This window comes from Streptomyces sp. NPDC058092, assembly GCF_042884935.1.
Lineage (GTDB): Bacteria > Actinomycetota > Actinomycetes > Streptomycetales > Streptomycetaceae > Streptomyces.
In genome coordinates, this window is sequence record NZ_JBHVSY010000001.1 from 52,881 (window position 1) to 69,591 (window position 16,711).

The 16,711-nt window shown below is 71.2% G+C and carries 16 protein-coding genes; 11 read left to right on the plus strand and 5 right to left on the minus strand.

All coding sequences use genetic code 11. The features are described from left to right. The first annotated feature begins 131 nt into the window (after nucleotides 1–131). The 6 genes from ACFVV1_RS00295 (at nucleotide 132) to ACFVV1_RS00320 (ending at nucleotide 5,620) form a co-directional block, all read left to right on the plus strand. Nucleotides 132–953, plus strand: coding sequence for a L,D-transpeptidase (locus ACFVV1_RS00295; RefSeq protein WP_389982176.1), 822 nt, complete (start codon nucleotides 132–134; stop codon nucleotides 951–953). A 175-nt stretch (nucleotides 954–1,128) separates the two neighbouring features. Next, nucleotides 1,129–1,593, plus strand: a complete 465-nt coding sequence (locus ACFVV1_RS00300; RefSeq protein ID WP_389983838.1) for a hypothetical protein — start codon at nucleotides 1,129–1,131, stop codon at nucleotides 1,591–1,593. Nucleotides 1,594–1,693: 100 nt separating this feature from the next. Beyond that, complete coding sequence (locus tag ACFVV1_RS00305) at nucleotides 1,694–2,323, plus strand: RNA polymerase sigma factor (protein ID WP_389983840.1); 630 nt, start codon at nucleotides 1,694–1,696, stop codon at nucleotides 2,321–2,323. Further along, on the plus strand, nucleotides 2,320–3,111 hold the full coding sequence (locus ACFVV1_RS00310) for a hypothetical protein (RefSeq protein ID WP_389982179.1): 792 nt from the start codon (nucleotides 2,320–2,322) through the stop codon (nucleotides 3,109–3,111). The genes ACFVV1_RS00305 and ACFVV1_RS00310 overlap by 4 nt, the downstream gene beginning before the upstream one ends. Before the next feature lie 344 nt (nucleotides 3,112–3,455). Continuing rightward, on the plus strand, nucleotides 3,456–4,310 hold the full coding sequence (locus tag ACFVV1_RS00315; protein ID WP_389983843.1) for an RNA polymerase sigma factor: 855 nt from the start codon (nucleotides 3,456–3,458) through the stop codon (nucleotides 4,308–4,310). After that, the gene (locus ACFVV1_RS00320; protein ID WP_389982181.1) at nucleotides 4,310–5,620 is read left to right on the plus strand and encodes a hypothetical protein; all 1,311 of its coding nucleotides are present in this window, start codon (nucleotides 4,310–4,312) and stop codon (nucleotides 5,618–5,620) included. Before ACFVV1_RS00315 ends, ACFVV1_RS00320 begins: the two co-directional genes overlap by 1 nt. A gap of 230 nt (nucleotides 5,621–5,850) precedes the next feature. Here ACFVV1_RS00320 and ACFVV1_RS00325 read toward each other — a convergent pair whose 3' ends face one another. Beyond that, nucleotides 5,851–6,777: a L,D-transpeptidase family protein gene (locus ACFVV1_RS00325; protein WP_389982184.1), complete on the minus strand. Its 927-nt coding sequence runs from the start codon at nucleotides 6,775–6,777 to the stop codon at nucleotides 5,851–5,853. Between the two features lie 331 nt (nucleotides 6,778–7,108). Here ACFVV1_RS00325 and ACFVV1_RS00330 point away from each other — a divergent pair, with 331 nt between their 5' ends. From ACFVV1_RS00330 to leuE, 3 genes are read left to right on the plus strand one after another with little or no spacing between them, the layout of a single operon-like run. Further along, nucleotides 7,109–8,689, plus strand: a complete 1,581-nt coding sequence (locus ACFVV1_RS00330) for a methylmalonyl-CoA mutase (protein WP_389982186.1) — start codon at nucleotides 7,109–7,111, stop codon at nucleotides 8,687–8,689. Nucleotides 8,690–8,724: 35 nt separating this feature from the next. Next, nucleotides 8,725–8,982, plus strand: coding sequence for a Uma2 family endonuclease (locus ACFVV1_RS00335; RefSeq protein WP_389983846.1), 258 nt, complete (start codon nucleotides 8,725–8,727; stop codon nucleotides 8,980–8,982). Nucleotides 8,983–9,042: 60 nt separating this feature from the next. Then, nucleotides 9,043–9,708, plus strand: coding sequence for a leucine efflux protein LeuE (gene leuE / locus ACFVV1_RS00340; RefSeq protein WP_389982189.1), 666 nt, complete (start codon nucleotides 9,043–9,045; stop codon nucleotides 9,706–9,708). Between the two features lie 93 nt (nucleotides 9,709–9,801). Here the strand turns inward: leuE and ACFVV1_RS00345 are convergent, their stop codons facing one another. The 4 genes from ACFVV1_RS00345 to ACFVV1_RS00360 all read right to left on the minus strand — a co-directional run bounded on the left by ACFVV1_RS00345 (nucleotide 9,802) and on the right by ACFVV1_RS00360 (nucleotide 13,842). Then, a complete protein-coding gene (locus ACFVV1_RS00345) occupies nucleotides 9,802–10,104 on the minus strand; it encodes a hypothetical protein (protein WP_389982192.1) in 303 nt (100 codons plus the stop codon). Nucleotides 10,105–10,120: 16 nt separating this feature from the next. After that, on the minus strand, nucleotides 10,121–11,194 hold the full coding sequence (locus ACFVV1_RS00350) for an acyltransferase family protein (RefSeq protein ID WP_389983849.1): 1,074 nt from the start codon (nucleotides 11,192–11,194) through the stop codon (nucleotides 10,121–10,123). Between the two features lie 285 nt (nucleotides 11,195–11,479). Then, nucleotides 11,480–12,865: a polysialyltransferase family glycosyltransferase gene (locus ACFVV1_RS00355; protein ID WP_389982195.1), complete on the minus strand. Its 1,386-nt coding sequence runs from the start codon at nucleotides 12,863–12,865 to the stop codon at nucleotides 11,480–11,482. After that, a complete protein-coding gene (locus tag ACFVV1_RS00360; protein ID WP_389982198.1) occupies nucleotides 12,865–13,842 on the minus strand; it encodes a glycosyltransferase family 2 protein in 978 nt (325 codons plus the stop codon). The genes ACFVV1_RS00355 and ACFVV1_RS00360 overlap by 1 nt, the downstream gene beginning before the upstream one ends. Before the next feature lie 208 nt (nucleotides 13,843–14,050). Here ACFVV1_RS00360 and ACFVV1_RS00365 point away from each other — a divergent pair, with 208 nt between their 5' ends. Together ACFVV1_RS00365 and ACFVV1_RS00370 are read left to right on the plus strand one after the other, a co-directional pair. After that, complete coding sequence (locus ACFVV1_RS00365; protein ID WP_389982199.1) at nucleotides 14,051–15,400, plus strand: DUF6716 putative glycosyltransferase; 1,350 nt, start codon at nucleotides 14,051–14,053, stop codon at nucleotides 15,398–15,400. Between the two features lie 20 nt (nucleotides 15,401–15,420). Next, a complete protein-coding gene (locus tag ACFVV1_RS00370) occupies nucleotides 15,421–16,656 on the plus strand; it encodes a cytidylyltransferase domain-containing protein (RefSeq protein ID WP_389982202.1) in 1,236 nt (411 codons plus the stop codon). The last annotated feature ends 55 nt before the right edge of the window (nucleotides 16,657–16,711 follow it).

Genomic DNA, 16,711 nt, shown 5'->3' on the forward strand with positions numbered 1-16,711 from the left:
CGTGCTGCCCAATTCCCGGAAAACAAGGCGTACTTGTGTTGCCGTCGGGGCGATGCTCCCGCTGTTCCTGGGCTTCCGCCTGCGGGCAGGGGGACCAGGGATCTGCCGCCGACGAGGTCGCGTCGGGTTCTGTGAGTGAGTCGGCCGGAGGCCCGTCCTCGTCCGCCTCACCGAGTGGGTCGCCGTCGGCGTCCGCCTCGGTCTCCCCCTCCGCGTCCGCGTCCGCCTCGGCGAAGCCGTCCGGCTCCGCGCCCGTCGCGCCGTCCCGCAAGGCGTCGGCGTCCGCGCCCGCGTCGGGCGGTGGCAGCGGAACAGGTACGGGTGCAGGCGGTACGGCGGGCGCCCAGGCGCCTGCCTCGGCGCCCTCGTTCCCCGTACCGGCCTCCGTGGGCGACGCGACGCAGCTGATCACCGTGAAGGCGAGCGGTTCGTACGCCACGGTGACGGCCTGGGCCAAGGGGGCGTCCGGCTGGAAGTCGGTCATCTCCGCGAGTGGGCGCGTCGGGTCCAACGGTGTGGTCGACGGGGCAACGCGCAGGCAGAGTACGTACACCACGCCGTCGGGGACGTACAGCATCACCGAGGGGTTCGGCGTCGAGGCCGGAGGTACGGCCATGCCCTACACGCGGGTCGACTCCACCCACTGGTGGGTCGAGGACCCCGAGTCGAAGTTCTACAACTCGATGCACACCGCCGCCGGTGCGGACTTCCCGCTCGTCGAGACGGGGGAGCGGGGGAGTGAGCACCTCATCAACTACCCCACCCAGTACGCCAAGGCGCTCGTCATCAACTTCAACCGGTGGCCCGCCGTCCCGGGGCGTGGGGCCGGGATCTTCCTGCACGTCAACGGGAGTGGTGCCACCGCCGGTTGTGTCTCGGTGCCGCGCGCCACGATGGACCGGATCATGGCCTGGATCAGGCCGGGTGCTCATCCTCGTATCGCCATCGGCTGAGAAAATGGGGGAAAAAGGTAGACCTTCGAGCAGGGGGCAAGGTTGTGCTCGCCGGGGAGATTTGTCGTGTTCGCGGCCGTGAGAACGAACACAGTGCCTTTCGCGTGATGTTCCCGGGGCCGTGAGCGCTGGGTCAGTGTCGGTGATCGCCGGCACGGCGAAGGGCAGGGGAATCATGGGCGGCGACGAGCGGACTACGTTTCCCGAGGCGGCGGTGATGCGCTCCTACACATCGGAGTTCGTCGCCCGGCTCACGGCGCGCAATCGGCTGCCCCTGGACTACTCGGTCGCCAGCCTCCGGCTCGTCGATCTGGTCGTCGACGGTCTGCGGCGGGATCAGCCGCAACGGAACCGGGTCGCAGGGACCCTGCTGGGGCTCGGCGCGTACACCGGCGAGGTGATCGTCCGCAGGGCCGGTGGGACATGGGTGGACTTCGACGCGGCGCAACGGGAGCTGTTCCGGCAGGCGGTGGGTGTGCGGATGCCCGACGGACGGGTCTGGAATCCGCTCGGCAAGGTCGTCAACCGCTTCGAGTCGGGGGCGGAGGAATCGGTGCAGCGGCTGTATCTCCTGCTGCACGGGCGGACCGCGCAGGGGAAGGCTGATGGCGGACAGCTCTCGGCTGCGGGGAACCTGTGACATTTCTATGGCTCGGGACGCAGAGGGACCATGAGGGAACTGCCTCGGCAGGACGCGGGCACGGTGACCGGTGCCGGATCGGGTGTTGAGTAGGGAAGTGCTGGGCACGGGCGGGGAGCAGCGCCGCAGGGAGGCGTACGACGCCGAGCTCGGCGACGCCGTCGTACGCGCCCAGCAGGGGGACGAGGAGGCCTTCGCCGTCGCGTACCGGATGGTGCAGCCCGGTCTCCTCGGCTACGTACGCGGACTGGTCGGCGACGACGCCGAGGACGTGGCCTCCGACGCCTGGCTGGAGATAGCCCGCGATCTGGGGCGGTTCCGCGGTGACGGAGCAGGGTTTCGCGGCTGGACGGCGGTGATTGCCCGGCACCGTGCGCTCGACCACTTGAGGAAGCTGAAGCGACGGCCCAGTGTCACCTTGATCGAACAGGACGTGCTTCAGCTGCCCGGCGGCCACGACACGGCCGCCGCGGCGCTGGAGTCGCTCTCCACCCGAGCGGCGCTGGAGATCATCGGCAGGCTGCCGCGGGAGCAGGCCGAGGCGGTACTGCTGCGGGTGGTCGTCGGCCTGGACGGTTCCGCGACGGCGCGGGTGCTCGGCAAGCGTGCGGGGGCGGTCCGCACGTCCGCGTACCGCGGGCTCAGGAGGCTCGCGGGGCAGTTGTCCCCGGGCAGTGCGGCAGGTGCTGTGACAAACAGGGTGAGCCGGACGCTGGGAAATGAAGAATGAGATACGAATCGCAGCGGCCGCCCGAAGCGCCGGAGACACCTGAACTTGCCGCCCTGCTCGCGGCAGTGCGGCGTACCGGGGCGCTCGACCCCGGCGACGAGAAGCGCGCGACCGCCGCCTTCCTGGCCGCGCGGGACGCGGGCGCCCACGCCGCGGTGGTGCGGTGGCGGCGTCGACGAGACGACTGGCGTCCGGTGAAACGGCGGCGCGGCGTGCACTCGTTCCGGGTGATGCTCGGCGGCTTCGTGGCCGCGACGATGCTCGGCGGGGTCGCAGTGGCCGCCGGCTCGGGGGCGATCCCGGCACCTTTCGGTGGTGGGAAGCCCCACGGGGTGGAGTCCGCACGTCCTACGCACACCACTTCTGCACCACCCGGTGGGCGTCCCTCCGGCGAGGAGTCACTGCGGACGGACGCGGGCGGCACAGCGCCGGCGGCCACGAAGGCCCCGGGCGACGGGCGTCCTTCCGGCCAACCCGGTCGGACACAGGGCGATGTAGCGCTGTGCCGTGTCCACCTCGGCGACCGGGGCAGCGGGAAGGCCAAGGACGGTGCCGCCTTCGCGCGGCTGGAGGCGGCCGCGGGCGGTGCGTCGGAGGCGGCGGTGACGGCCTACTGCGACGGGCTTCTCGTGCGGTCGTCACCGGGAAAGTCGAAGAACGCCCAGGACGACCGGGACGCGCAGGGGAAGGCGGAGAAGGACGTGCCCGGGGAGAAGCAGGGCGGGCCGGCGCCGTCGAAAGGAAGCGGGACCGGGAGCGGCGGCAAGGACACGACCCCCGGCGGCTGAATCGCCGGCGCCAGACGGATCTTCATCAACGGCCGGACCATCGGGCCGTACCGAACAGGGAAATCCTGAGGATGAACGAAAGCTGAGGAAGAACGAGGACGACCGGGGCCGCCACCCCCCACAGGAGAGGCCCCGGTCGTCTTCCGCGGGGCCGTAGGACGACCCCGTACTCCTCTCAGCGCCGTCGCTGCGTTTTCTGTCACACCGCACCGTGTCGGAAGAATGTTGCAGCTTGTACAAGCCATGGACGCGACCCCCGCGAAGGACGTAGCGTGCTGAGTCGCGCAGGGTGGCGCGGCAGTGATGACCAGCTGCGATTCAGGACAGCAGGGCGGGTTGAGGGAGTGCTGGGGGACGACGCGGAGCTCACTGCCGCGGTGCTCGCGGCGCAGGACGGGGACGAAGACGCCTTCCGTACTGTGTACCGCGCTGTGCAGCCGCGGCTGCTGGGCTATATACGGACGCTGGTGGGGGAGCCGGACGCCGAGGACGTGGCGTCCGAGTCGTGGTTGCAGATAGCGCGTGACCTCGGCCGGTTCAGCGGCGACGCCGACCGCTTCCGTGGCTGGGCGGCGCGGATAGCCCGTAACCGTGCCCTGGACCATCTGCGGATGCGCGGCAGGCGCCCCGCGATCGGCGGCGACGAGTCGGAGCTGTCGGACAGGCCCGCCGAATCCGACACCGCCGACGAGGCGATGGAGGCCCTGGCCACCGGCCGCACGATGTCGCTCATCGCCCAACTGCCGCAGGACCAGGCCGAGGCCGTGGTACTGCGGGTGGTCGTCGGCCTGGACGCGAAGAGCGCGGCGCAGACGCTGGGCAAACGGCCGGGGGCGGTACGCACCGCGGCGCACCGGGGACTGAAGCGGCTGGCGGAGCTGCTGCGTGCCGAAAGTGCGGACGGTGCGGGCAGTGCGGGCGGTCCGGGTGGTGCGGACAACGCTGGTGGCGCGGGCAGTTCGGAACGGCGTCCCGGCGACAGGGACGGCGCGGACGGCGCAGTCCCCGACGGCGGCGCGGGCGTCGCCGTGGACCGGGCTCCCGCGGGCGATCCGGCGGATCCGGACGCCCCTCGCGAGAGCGCGGCAGGCCGGACGGCGGAACTCGGCGCCGTGCCCGCCCAGCGCCTCTCCCACAACGGTCTGGCGGCGCCGGCCGGTGTGACGCATTCGCGTCTGTCGACGCAGAAGGACATGTGATGGCCGACGAGCACTACGAATGGCTTGACAAGGACACGGCGGAGAGATTGCTCCGCGGCGAACCGGTCGATCCCGTCGGCGGCCACTCGTGTACGGAAGCGGAGATGCTTGCGGCAGCGCTGGACGCCGCAGCACGAGCCGCCCGCCCGGCCACCGGCGAACTGCCGGGCGAGGCCGCGGCGCTGGCCGCCTTCCGCACCGCCACGCACTCCGCGCGCGCGAGGACACAGGCGGCGAACCCACAGGCGAAGGGGTACGCCGAGCAGCCCGCCGAGCCGCCACGGACCGGCGTACTCGGCCCGGTACACATCCGGCCCGCCTCCGGCGGCACCGCGGCGAACACCTCGGCCGCGGGCCCCCGCCGTACCCGCCCGCTGCGCTGGAGCCGGCCCGTCCGCTTCGGCCTGGCCGCCTCCTTCGCGGGCTGCGCGCTCGGCGGGGTGGCCGTGGCCGCGGGCACCGGGATGCTCCCCGGACCGTTCGGCGGGCACGCCCCCGCACCGGCCACGTCCGTCTCGGTCGCGGCGACGCCCGACGAGCTCGGCTCGGGGTCCGGCACCGCCGCGAGCCCGCCGCCCGCCTCCCCGAAGACGGAGCCCTCCGTGCCCCCGGCGGACTCCTCCACCCCCACGGACGGCCGGGACAGCGGCAGAACAGGCAAGGGCGACAAGGACGGGAGCGGCGAGGACAACCGGAAGTCCGACGGCGCCGAAAGCGGGTCCTCGACCGGCACCGAGAGCGGCAAGACACCCAAGGACGCCGAAGGCGACACCTCCGGCGAGTGGTACGCCAAGACGCTCAAGGCCTGTCGTGACTACCGCAACGGCAAGCTGGACGACGACAGCCGGCGGAAGCTCGAAGCGCTGGCGGGGGGCGCCCGCAATCTGGACCGGTTCTGCGACCGGGTGGCGGTCAGAGCCGCGAAGGGCCAGAACGGCCAGAACGGCCAGGGCAACCAGGGCAACCAGGGCAGTGGCAACGGTAACGATGACGACCAGGGCGACGACGGCGATTCGAACGGGGACGGGGACGGGGTCGGGAACTCCCGCACGCTCCCGCCGATCTGGTTCACCACCCCGCCGTCGCCGTCGCCGTCGCTGTCGTCTTCTCCGTCGGCCTCGAACTCCGCCTCGAACTCCGCCTCGAACTCCGCCTCGAACTCCGCCTCGGACTCCGCCTCGAACTCGGCCTCGGACTCCGCCTCGAACTCCGCCTCGAACTCGGCCTCGAACTCCGCCTCGAACTCCGCCTCGGTCGTCCCGTCGGCGGTGGCCCGGGCGGTCGGCGCGGCCACGGGCCGACTCCGCTGAGAGCCGTCCGCGCCAGTCCTTTTCACGCCGTCCACCACGTGCGACATCCAGGTGCGACATCCGGGTGTGACGTTTTCCGAGGCCGTGACGCAGTACTGAATGAGCCGACTGGTCATCGGCAGCGCACAGAGCCGGGGTTCCCCCCGTACCTGCGGCTCAGCGCAATGGCGCGGGCGGGACACGTTCCCCCGGTCCCGTCCGCGCCCCTTTTCCCTCCGGCCGGGCCCGCCCTACCCGTGGACGACGACCTTGTCGCCCGTCCTCACCTGGGCGAAGAGCGAGGCGATCTTTCCCTCGTCCCGGACGTTGACGCAGCCGTGCGAGGCGCCGTTGTAGCCGCGGGCCGCGAAGTCCGCCGAGTAGTGCACCGCCTGGCCGCCGCTGAAGAACATCGCGTACGGCATGGCCGTGTGATAGATCGTCGACACGTGGTGCCGTGACTTCCAGTAGACGGAGAAGGTGCCCTCGCGGGTCGGCGTGTACTGGGAGCCGAAGCGGACGTCCATCGACGAGACGACGCGGCCGTCGATCATCCATGACAGCGTCCGGCTGTTCTTGCTGATGCAGAGCACCCGGCCCGTCATGCAGCGCTTGTCCGGCTTGGCGACGGGCACGGTGGTCGGCGGGTTCAGCTCGGCGGCCGTCGGCGCGTGCGTCATGCCGAGCAGCTTCTGCCAGGTGACGGTGTCCGTCCTGCCCGTGGTGGAGAGGCCGCGCTTGCCCTGGAAGGACCGGACGGCGGCGGCCGTGAGGGTGCCGTAATAGCCGGTGGGGGAGCGGTCGAAGTGGCCGATCTGCCGCAGCCGGGCCTGCAGCTCCCGTACCTGTTTGCCCTGGGAGCCGTTCGCCATCAGCGTCGTGCCCTGCGGGTCCGGCTTCGGTGCGGGCGTGGCGGGGGCCTCCGAGGACGGTGACGGTGACGGTGACGACGCGTCCGGCGTGGGCGACCGGTCGGCGTCGGGCTTGGCGTCATCGGTCGCCGCGGCCCTGGGCGGTGCCGACGGCGCGCCGGCGGCGGGCTGCGCCTTGCAGCCGGCGGTCGTGGCGGTCATGGCGGTCACGGCGAGAACGGCGAGCGCCGCCGTGGCCGCGTGCCGCGCCCGGCCCCGTGCCCCGCCCCGCACCTTGCCCGGCGTCCCACCGGGGGCCCCGTCCACCGCTGGCCCCGCCGTCCCACCAGGCTTCCTGCCCGGTGCCTTACCCGGTGCCCTGCCCCGTGACGCGCTTCCGCTGATACTGCGTACCATCTCGGCCCCCTGCTTCTCCGGGTTTCTCCGGTGTCCCATGGGACGGATTCCCGCTCTGCCCGGTTGCCAAAGCCCGCGCATGATGGGGAGAGCGGCGGCGCGGGCCGTCGGGAAGGGCTGTGAGCAAGGTCCCAGCCGGTGACTCTCCACCGGTCTCGTGCCCGCCGCTACAGTCCGTCGCGGGAATCCTTGATTACCAGTAAGTAGCTTTACCGAGCAGCTTCAGCGGAAGGCACAGCAGATGACGCGCGAGTCGGAGTCGGGACTGCCCATCGAGCCGGTGTACGGGCCGGACGCACTCGACGGGTGGAACCCCGACGACAAGCTGGGAGAGCCGGGCGCCTACCCCTTCACGCGCGGTGTCTACCCGACGATGTACACCGGCCGGCCGTGGACGATGCGCCAGTACGCGGGTTTCGGTACGGCCACGGAATCCAACGCCCGCTACAAGCAACTCATCGCCCACGGCACCATGGGCCTCTCCGTCGCCTTCGACCTGCCCACCCAGATGGGCCACGACTCCGACGCGGCGATCGCGTCCGGCGAGGTCGGCAAGGTCGGGGTCGCGATCGACTCGATCGACGACATGCGGGTCCTGTTCGACGGGATTCCGCTGGACAAGGTCTCCACGTCCATGACGATCAACGCGCCCGCCGCCCTTCTCATCCTCCTCTACCAGCTGGTCGGCGAGGAGCAGGGCGTCCCGGCTCAGCAGCTCACCGGCACCATCCAGAACGATGTGCTCAAGGAGTACATCGCGCGCGGCACGTACATCTTTCCGCCCAAGCCCTCGCTCCGGCTGATCGCCGACATCTTCAAGTACTGCCGGGCCGAGATCCCGAAGTGGAACACCATCTCGATCTCCGGGTACCACATGGCGGAGGCCGGTGCCTCCCCCGCGCAGGAGATCGCGTTCACCCTCGCCGACGGCATCGAGTACGTCCGTACCGCCGTGGCCGCGGGCATGGACGTCGACGACTTCGCCCCCCGTCTCTCCTTCTTCTTCGTCTCCCGTACGACGATCCTCGAAGAGGTCGCCAAGTTCCGTGCCGCGCGCCGGATCTGGGCGCGGGTGATGAAGGAGGAGTTCGGCGCGAAGAACCCCAAGTCGATGATGCTGCGCTTCCACACCCAGACCGCGGGCGTCCAGCTCACCGCCCAGCAGCCCGAGGTCAACCTGGTGCGCGTCGCCGTCCAGGGCCTGGCCGCGGTCCTCGGCGGTACGCAGTCGCTGCACACCAACTCCTTCGACGAGGCGATCGCCCTCCCGACCGACAAGTCCGCCCGCCTCGCGCTCCGTACCCAGCAGGTCCTGGCGTACGAGACGGACGTCACCGCGACGGTCGACCCGTTCGCGGGTTCGTATGTCGTGGAGAAGATGACTGATGATGTCGAGGCCGCCGCCCTGGAGCTGATGCTCAAGGTGGAGGACATGGGCGGCGCGGTCAACGCGATCGAGCGCGGCTTCCAGAAGCACGAGATCGAGCGCAGCGCGTACCGCATCGCCCTGGAGACCGACAGCGCGGAGCGTGTGGTGGTCGGCGTCAACCGCTTCCAGCTCGACGAGGAGGAGCCGTACGAGCCCCTGCGCGTCGACCCCGCGATCGAGGCCCAGCAGGCGGCCCGCCTGGCGAAGCTCCGCGCCGAACGCGATCAGGGCGCGGTGGACACGGCGCTGGCACAGCTGCGGAAGGCCGCCGAGGGCACGGACAACGTCCTGTACCCGATGAAGGAAGCGCTCAGGGCGCGGGCCACGGTGGGTGAGGTGTGCAACGCGCTGCGCGGGGTGTGGGGGACATATGAGCCGTCGGACGCGTTCTGAGGGGGTGTCCACCCGCGGGGGTGATCTCTCGCTGAATCTCCACGGCCACGGCGTCCACCAAGTGGTCGGACGGCCTCGGTCCCAAGGTCGAGGACTACGCCCAGGCGGGCATTCCGGTCTATGCCGTGGCCGATCGCAAGCACGACCAGGTGCTGCTGTTCAGCGATCCGCGGAGGGGTGAGTACAAGAACAAGGAGCCCCACAAGCGTGGGACCTCGTTCACCGTGCCGGACGTGGTCGGTGTCGAGATGAAGCTCTCCGTGGACCGTCTCCTCGGCGGCGACGAGGACTGAGCTCGGTTCTCACCGAACCCCCCGAACGGAGTGTCGTACCCACGTGCGACACTCCGTTTCATGCTGGGTGTCACGGATCTTCCGACCTATCTCGCCGGCCTGGTGCTGATCGTCCTGCTGCCGGGGCCGAATTCGCTGTACGTGCTGTCCGTCGCCGCGCGGCGCGGTGTGCGGACCGGCTATGTGGCCGCGGCCGGGGTGTGGACCGGGGACACCGTGCTGATGACATTGTCCGCGCTGGGGGCCTCGTCCCTGCTGCGGACGACTCCGGTGCTCTTCGCCGTCGTCAAGTTCGCGGGTGCGGGCTATCTGACGTGGCTGGCGATCGGCATGCTGCGGTCCGCGGCGGCCATGTGGCGTGAGCGGCACCGGCGGGTGGCCGAGCTGACCGAGGAGAGCGCCGGGCCCGAGGCCGCCGCCGCGATGGAGCGGCCGTACCGGCGGGCGCTGGTGGTCAGCCTCTTCAACCCGAAGGCGATCCTGTTCCTGATCTCGTTCTTCGTGCAGTTCGTCGACCCCGGCTACGCCTACCCGGCGCTCTCGTTCCTGGTGCTGGGCACCCTGCTGCAGATCGCCAGCTTCCTCTATCTGTCGATGCTGATATTCGGCGGCACCCGCCTGTCCGCCGTGTTCCGCCGCCGCAGGCGGCTGTCGGCGGGGGCCACTTCGGCGGCCGGTCTGCTGTTCCTGGGGTTCGCGGCGAAGCTCTCGCTCAGCAGCGTGTGAGCGCGGTGCGCCGACCGGGGCCGGAGGCAGGGCACCGCGAGGCACGGTACGGGGTGCGCTGAAGGCTCTCGTACCCCGTACCGACGCCGTGGGTCAGTTGTCGGACGGCTTGGGCAGGGCCCGGGCCTGGAACCGGGGTGCGTCCTGCGCGGTGTCCGCGGCGGTGCGTGCCAGGCCGAAGCTCTGCTGGACCTGGTGGACGCGGGTCTGGTTGTCGGCGGCACGGAAGGTGCAGGCCCAGGTCGGCCGTTGCTGTTGGTGCGGGTGAACGCGGTCGGCACGGTGGCGGCGGCCTCGGACGACGGCTGCTGCCAGGGGCGCCAGGTGCCACTGCCCTGGGTGGTCTCGCCGGTGTTGTGGATGGCACCGTCGGTGCCGCGCGCGGTGATTGGCCACCCCGTCGCGCCTCCGCTCACGCCCCCATGCGCAACGCCGCGCGCAACCGGGCGCTCTGGGCGGTCATGGCTCGTTTCAGGCGAGGGCCGACCGGCTTCTCCACGTACCGGTGGATCAGCCAGGCGAGGATCAGCAGCGAGCCGACCGCGCCGAGCAGTGTCGGGACCGGGGGCAGGCCCCAGCCGCGGTGCAGGATCCGGATGGCGAACCAGCCGAGATGTTCGTGCACCAGGTAGAACGGGTAGGTCAGGGCGCCGGCGACCGTCAGCCAGCGCCAGTTCGCCCACCGCAGCCACCCCAGCGCCACCGCGGCGACCGAGAGGAACGCGGCGGCGACGATCAGCTGGATCACGTACGGGGAGCGATGGAAGTCGCCGTCCATGCCCGGGTGCCAGAGCGCGGTGACGGAGTAGCGCTGGCCGAGGAGAAAGCTCATCGCGACGATTCCCCACAGCAGCAGGTCGCTGCCGTACCGGTGGATCAGGTACAGGGCCAGGCCGCCGATGAAGAACGGCGCGTGGTCGCGCATGACCAGTTCGTCCGTCAGCGGGGTCTGGGCGACCCGGGCGAGCACCCCCGCGAACGTCCACAGACAGCAGAAGGTCACCACCCTGCGGTAGGTGACACCACGCCAGACGACGAAGAGCGCGAACAGGACGTAGAAGCGCAGCTCGACCCAGAGTGTCCAGCACACGCCCAGCACCCGGTCCGCGCCCATGGGCTGCTGCAGCATCGTCAGGTTGAGCAGCAGCTCGTCCGAGCGCAGTGGCTTCACGACGACCGGCAGGACGATCGCGGCCGCCGTCACGAGGACGATCGCGGCCCAGTACGCCGGGTAGAGGCGGGCGACCCTGGACCGGAAGAAGTCGCCCAGCGACCGCCCCCAGCTGCTCATGCAGATGACGAAGCCGCTGATGACGAAGAAGAACTGCACCCCGAGACAGCCGTAGACGGCCGCCTGGGAGAGGGTCGGGAACATCTGGCCCGGCGACTGCCCCCAGGACTGAGCGACCGGGCCGTCCTTCCCCGCGAAGTGGTACAGGCAGACCATGAGGGCGGCCAGGATGCGCAGTCCGTCCAGGGCCCGCATCCGGCCTGCGCCCGCGCCGGAGCGCGGATTGCGCGGGGCGGGGGGTGCGGACGGGGCGGGCAGCACGGCAGCCGCAGCGGACCGGGTTGTCGTGGGCGCTTCGGCCACGGTGATGCTCCTCTCCCGGAACGGACCGGGACGTGTGGAATCTGGAACCGGCCGCCCCGGGCCGCTCGCGCGGACGGCCGGGCCTGCTGCCGCGCCGGGGACGGCCGGAGGATCGCCGTCATCGCGGCGGCGGAGCACGGACGGCCCGCCGGCCACCTCGTCCGACGGCAGGGCGGGTCAGCCCGCCGCCGCCCGCTTCAGGGTGCGGGCCCTGCGGGCGATCCGGCGCACCGTCGCGTTGCGCGGGATGAACGCGAGCTGTGCGGGTACGGCTCCGGGCAGCCCCAGCGCGGTCAGCCGACGCCGTTTGAAGTAGCGCCAGAGGTTGTCGCGGTGCCCGGTGAGATACCGCTCGGCCTCAGGGCGCAGCGCGGCCTGGATCTGCGGTTGCATGGCGTAGCCGACCGCGCTGACCAGGCCGGTCGGCTCGCCCCGGACCTCTTCGGCGGAGGGCAGCGACCAGCCGGAGACCGCGGACGGGTCCTCCAGGTCGGGCAGGAGCGCGTCGACGATCGTCAGCGGGATGCGGTTGCTGTTCTGGTACGGGGCGAGCCGTTCCAGCAGGGAGCCGGTGCCGACGCGGGCGACCGGGAGCCCGTAGAACGAGGCGGCGGTCAGCAGCGCAGTGGAGAAGCAGCCGACGACCAGGGCGGGGCGCATGGTTTCGAACAGCGTCTCGGCGAGGACCGGGCTGTCGAGAACGGTGAGGTCGGCGCCGAGCCGTTCCGCCTCCTGCTCCAGCGACCGCGCCCAGTGGGCCGGCGCGCTGGGGTGCGGCTTGAAGACGACCCGGGTGTGGCCGAGGGCGACGGCGCCGCGCAGCATCCGCGCGTGCAGGTCCTCCTCCTGCTGGGGCGTGAGAATGCCCAGCGTGGAGAGGTACTGACCGAGCAGCAGGGCCGGGGCGGGGCCGCCGTCGGGGCCGGGGACGTCCGCCGATCCGGCGAGCTCGTCCAGCACCTTCAGGAAGACATCGGTCGGTACGATCTCCGACTCGACGCCGAACTCGGTGAGCAGCAGCGGCCGCAGGCCCGGCACCAGGTCCAGGTGGAGCAGCCGGCGGATGCGGGTGCCGACCAGCTGGTCGAGCTTGCTGCGGGTCGGCCCGTAGCTCATCAGCCCGTCGGCGTAGATGTGCACCGGGCTGTCGCCGAAGATCACCGCGAGGGCCTGGGAGGGGTTGGCCTGGATGGACTCGCAGGCGATCTCGACCGGTTCGTCGCCGAGGTGCCACGCCCGGCGTACAGCCCGCTCCCACAGCGAGGCGTCCTGTTCCCGGGGCGACCAGCCCGCCGGGTGGAACGGCCGGATGAAGTCGTTCCAGGAATGCACCGTGTCGAATTCGGACTCCAGTTTCTCGAATCCTGGCCTGCGATGGAGCGGTGTGCCCAGTTCGGGAGAAGGCGAGGTGTCGCTCACGACGAGGATGCGCCGGTGCTCCGAGCGCGGACCGAACTGGCCCGCGCGCAATGCCGCGACAAGTGTGGCGGCGGCGTACTGCGTGCACGCGGAGAAGATCTGGGTGGTGGACCGGCCGACCGGCGCGGTGTACATGCCGGACATCAGGCCGCGACCTCCCGGGAAACGGAACGGCGGCGTACTCGGCGCAGCTGGTCCGCACGGCGGTCGCCCAGCGAATTCAGCGTATCGGCGAGAATGTCCTGGGGCATGCGCCGCAGAGAAGCCGCACTCATGGAGCGCAATTTCCGTGCCACTGCTGGTTCGAACCTTTCGATGGATTCCAAGTGGTGCGCCATGACCGCGCAATAGGTGCGCACCGCCTTCGGCAGCAGCCGGTCCGCCTCCGGATCCCTCGCCGTCTCTTCGAGGACCAGGTCGAAGGCCCGGATGAAGTCGAGCTGGCGCACGTCGCCGATCTGGGTGAGCGACGACGCCACCCCGCGCCGGTAGAAGACCCCCGGCAGGCCGACCACCGCGAACGATTCGGCCTCGCGGTGCAGGCGCCAGATCCAGGGCCGGTCCTCGGCCGTGCGCAGCCCGTCGCGGAAGCGGAGCAGCCCCGACTCCACGAGCCTGCGGTGATACGCACCGGCCCAGGCGTAGGCGTAGTCCACGGGCGTCGACCGGTCGGACGGCAGGATTACGTCGCGCGGCCGCATGACGGTGTTGCGCAGACCGTGCGGGACCTGATGGACGGTGCGCGTCCGGTCCGTGAACTGCACATGGTCCGTACGGACGAAGTCGCACCCCAGATCCGTGATGGCGGCCAGCAGCCGCTCGTAGTGGCCGGGAACGACCCAGTCGTCGCCGTCGAGAAAGGTGAGGTACTCGCCGCGCGCCGCATCGATTCCCGTGTTGCGTGCGGTGGCCAGGCCCCCGTTCTTCTCGTGTCCGACCAGGACGGCACCGGGGATCTCGCGCTCGGCGCGCTGGAGGATCTCCAGAGTCCCGTCGGTCGAACAGTCGTCGACGAAGATGAATTCGAAATCATTTCGGGCATTGGCCCGCAGACTTCGCAAGGTATCGGGGGCATATGTCCGCACGTTGTAGAACGGCACGATGACGGAGAGCTTAACCACGCGTCACACGCTAGGCGGAGGCCCGTCATTTGCCTTGGCCCCGGAAGGGACGGCAGGTGAACGAAGAATGTCGAAATGATGAACCGGTCGATCCCTTGCCCCGTGTGGGGCTTTTGTGCGGGCGATTCGCCAAGCGTCGTCGGGCTGTTAACCAGCTGTTGCCGTCACGTTGGGCTGCGAATCGAAATGCCTTCCTAAGTTCTGGGACGTGCCCCCACGTACAGATAAGACGACCGCCCTCCGGGTAGCCGTACTCGCCGACTCCGACACCCGGTGGAAATGGGGCGCGCTCACCGCGCGCCGCCTCACCACCGGTGCGTCCGGAACGTCGGCGCAGCACGTCGAGATCACCGGACTCCTGCTGCGCGGCCGGGCCACCCCGACCCCGCGCCAGCTCGCCGAGGTCGGCGACGTCGGGGTCGACGCCGAGCGGGTGCGCGAGGTGACGGCCGTCGAATTCCTGCACACGGTGCGTGACGAGGGATACGACGTGATCGTCCTCGCCCTCGTCGGGGGAGCCGTCCAGGCGATGCTGCACGGCCTCGCCGCGCTGCAGCTGCCCGCCAGGCCCGTCGTCGTCACCGGCTATGTCGGCGTCGTCTACGAGAAGCTCGCCGACGGACTGCTGCTGCGGCACGGCGCGGACGTCGTCCTCGCCAACTCCCGCCACGACGCGGAGCGTTTCCGTGCCGTGTACGAGGGAGTGGGCGCCGATGCCTCGGCCGTCACGGAGGCCGCCCTGCCGTTCCTCGGCGGCGAACCGCACCGCCCGCGGGAGGGCCGCGACACGGTCGTCTTCGCCGCCCAGCCGTCCGTACCGGCCTCCCGCGCCGACCGTACGTATCTGCTGCGCCGGCTCGTCGAGCACGCCCGGCTGCACCCGGACCGCGAGGTGCTGCTGAAGCTGCGCTCCAAGCCGGGCGAGCACACCACGCACATCGAGGAACTCCCGTACCAGCGGCTCGCGGAGAAGCTGGCCGGCGGACTGCCACCCAACTTCCGTCTGGTGTACGGGCACATGGGCGAGGTCCTGGACCGCACCGACCTGCTGGTCACGGTCTCCTCGACCGCCGCGCTGGAAGCCCTGCACCGGCGCATCCCGACCGCGATCCTCACCGACCTCGGTGTTCGCGAGGCCCTCGGCAACCACCACTTCATCGGTTCCGGCCTGCTCACCTCCTGGGACCACCTGGACGGCGGCCACCGCCCGGAGCCCGACGGCGCATGGCTGGCCGGCCAGGGCGTCGCCGCCGACGGCACGTACGCCACGGCCTACGACAACGCCCGCGCACGCGTCGACACCCTGCTCGCCGCCGCCCGGCTGCCCGACCTCGCCCCGTACTACACACCCGCCACCGCCCCCGGCTACCTGCCCGGCATCCTCGCCCGCCACCACCTGGCCCCCGACGGCCACCCGCTGCCGGGCACCGACCGGCCGCGCGAGACCGGCGGGGTGCGCGGCGCGGTCCGCGACGCGGTACGGGAGGCGGCGCGGGGCGCGTACCGGCAGGGCGTCCAGCGGGTCGCCCCGGTGATCCGACGGATGGGCGAGCTGTGAACACCACTTCAGGAGCAGAGATGACCCCGACCCCGACCGTGCTCGCCGTGATCCCCGCCCGCGGCGGATCCAAGGGCGTCCCCGCCAAGAACCTCGCCCAGGTCGGCGGCGTACCGCTGGTCGCCCGTGCCGTACGCGCCTGCCTGGCCTCCCGCGAGGTCACGGACGTCGTCGTGACCACCGACGACGCGGCCATCGCCGACGCGGCCCGCGCCGCGGGCGACACGCTGGGTGCCCCGGAGCGGGTGCACATCGTCCAGCGCCCCCAGGCCATAGCGGGGGACAAGGCGAGCAGCGAGGACGCGGTGCTGCACGCCCTGGACGTGTACGAGGCGATGCACGACCGGACGGCCGACGTGGTGCTGCTCGTCCAGTGCACCAGCCCCTTCGTCGTACGGGAGGACATCGACGGCGTCGCCAGGGCGGTCGCCCGCGACGGCGCCGACACAGCGGTCACCGTCGCCCCGTTCCACGGCTTCCTCTGGCGCGACGGCAGTGCGCCGGAGGAGGGCAACCACGGCGTCAACCACGACAAGTCCGTCCGGCAGATGCGCCAGGACCGCCCCGAGGACCTGCTGGAGACCGGCACCGCGTACGCCATGGACGCCGCCGGCTTCCGTACCCACCGCCACCGCTTCTTCGGCCACACCGCCCTGGTGCGCACCGACGCCGCCCGGGTCCTGGAGATCGACGACCCGCACGACCTGGCCCGCGCCCGCGCCCTCGCCCCGCTCCTGGACCCCTTCCCGCTGCCCACCCTCGACGACGTCGACGCGGTCGTCCTCGACTTCGACGGCACGCAGACCGACGACCGGGTCCTCATCGACGCCGACGGACGCGAGATCGTCGCCGTCCACCGCGGCGACGGCCTGGGCATCGCGGCCCTGCGCAAGGCCGGATTGCCGCTGCTGATCCTCTCCACGGAACAGAACCCGGTCGTCGCGGCCCGCGCCCACAAGCTCCGCATCCCGGTCCTGCACGGCATCGACCGCAAGGACCTGGCGCTCAAGCAGTGGTGCGACGAACAGTCGATCGCTCCGGAACGCGTCCTCTACGTCGGCAACGACGTCAACGACCTGCCGTGCTTCGCGCTGGCCGGCTGGCCCGTCGCGGTCGCGAGCGCCCATGACTCGGTACGTGCCGCGGCGCGCGCCGTCACGACCACCCCCGGCGGCTTCGGCGCCATCCGCGAGATCGCGGCCTGGCTGCTGGGTCCCACCCTCACGACCACGACTCCCACCCGGTCCCCCGAGTGAACCGGGGCCCCCAAGCCCCGAGCAACCCTCAAGTCCCCCAAGCACCACCCGAATC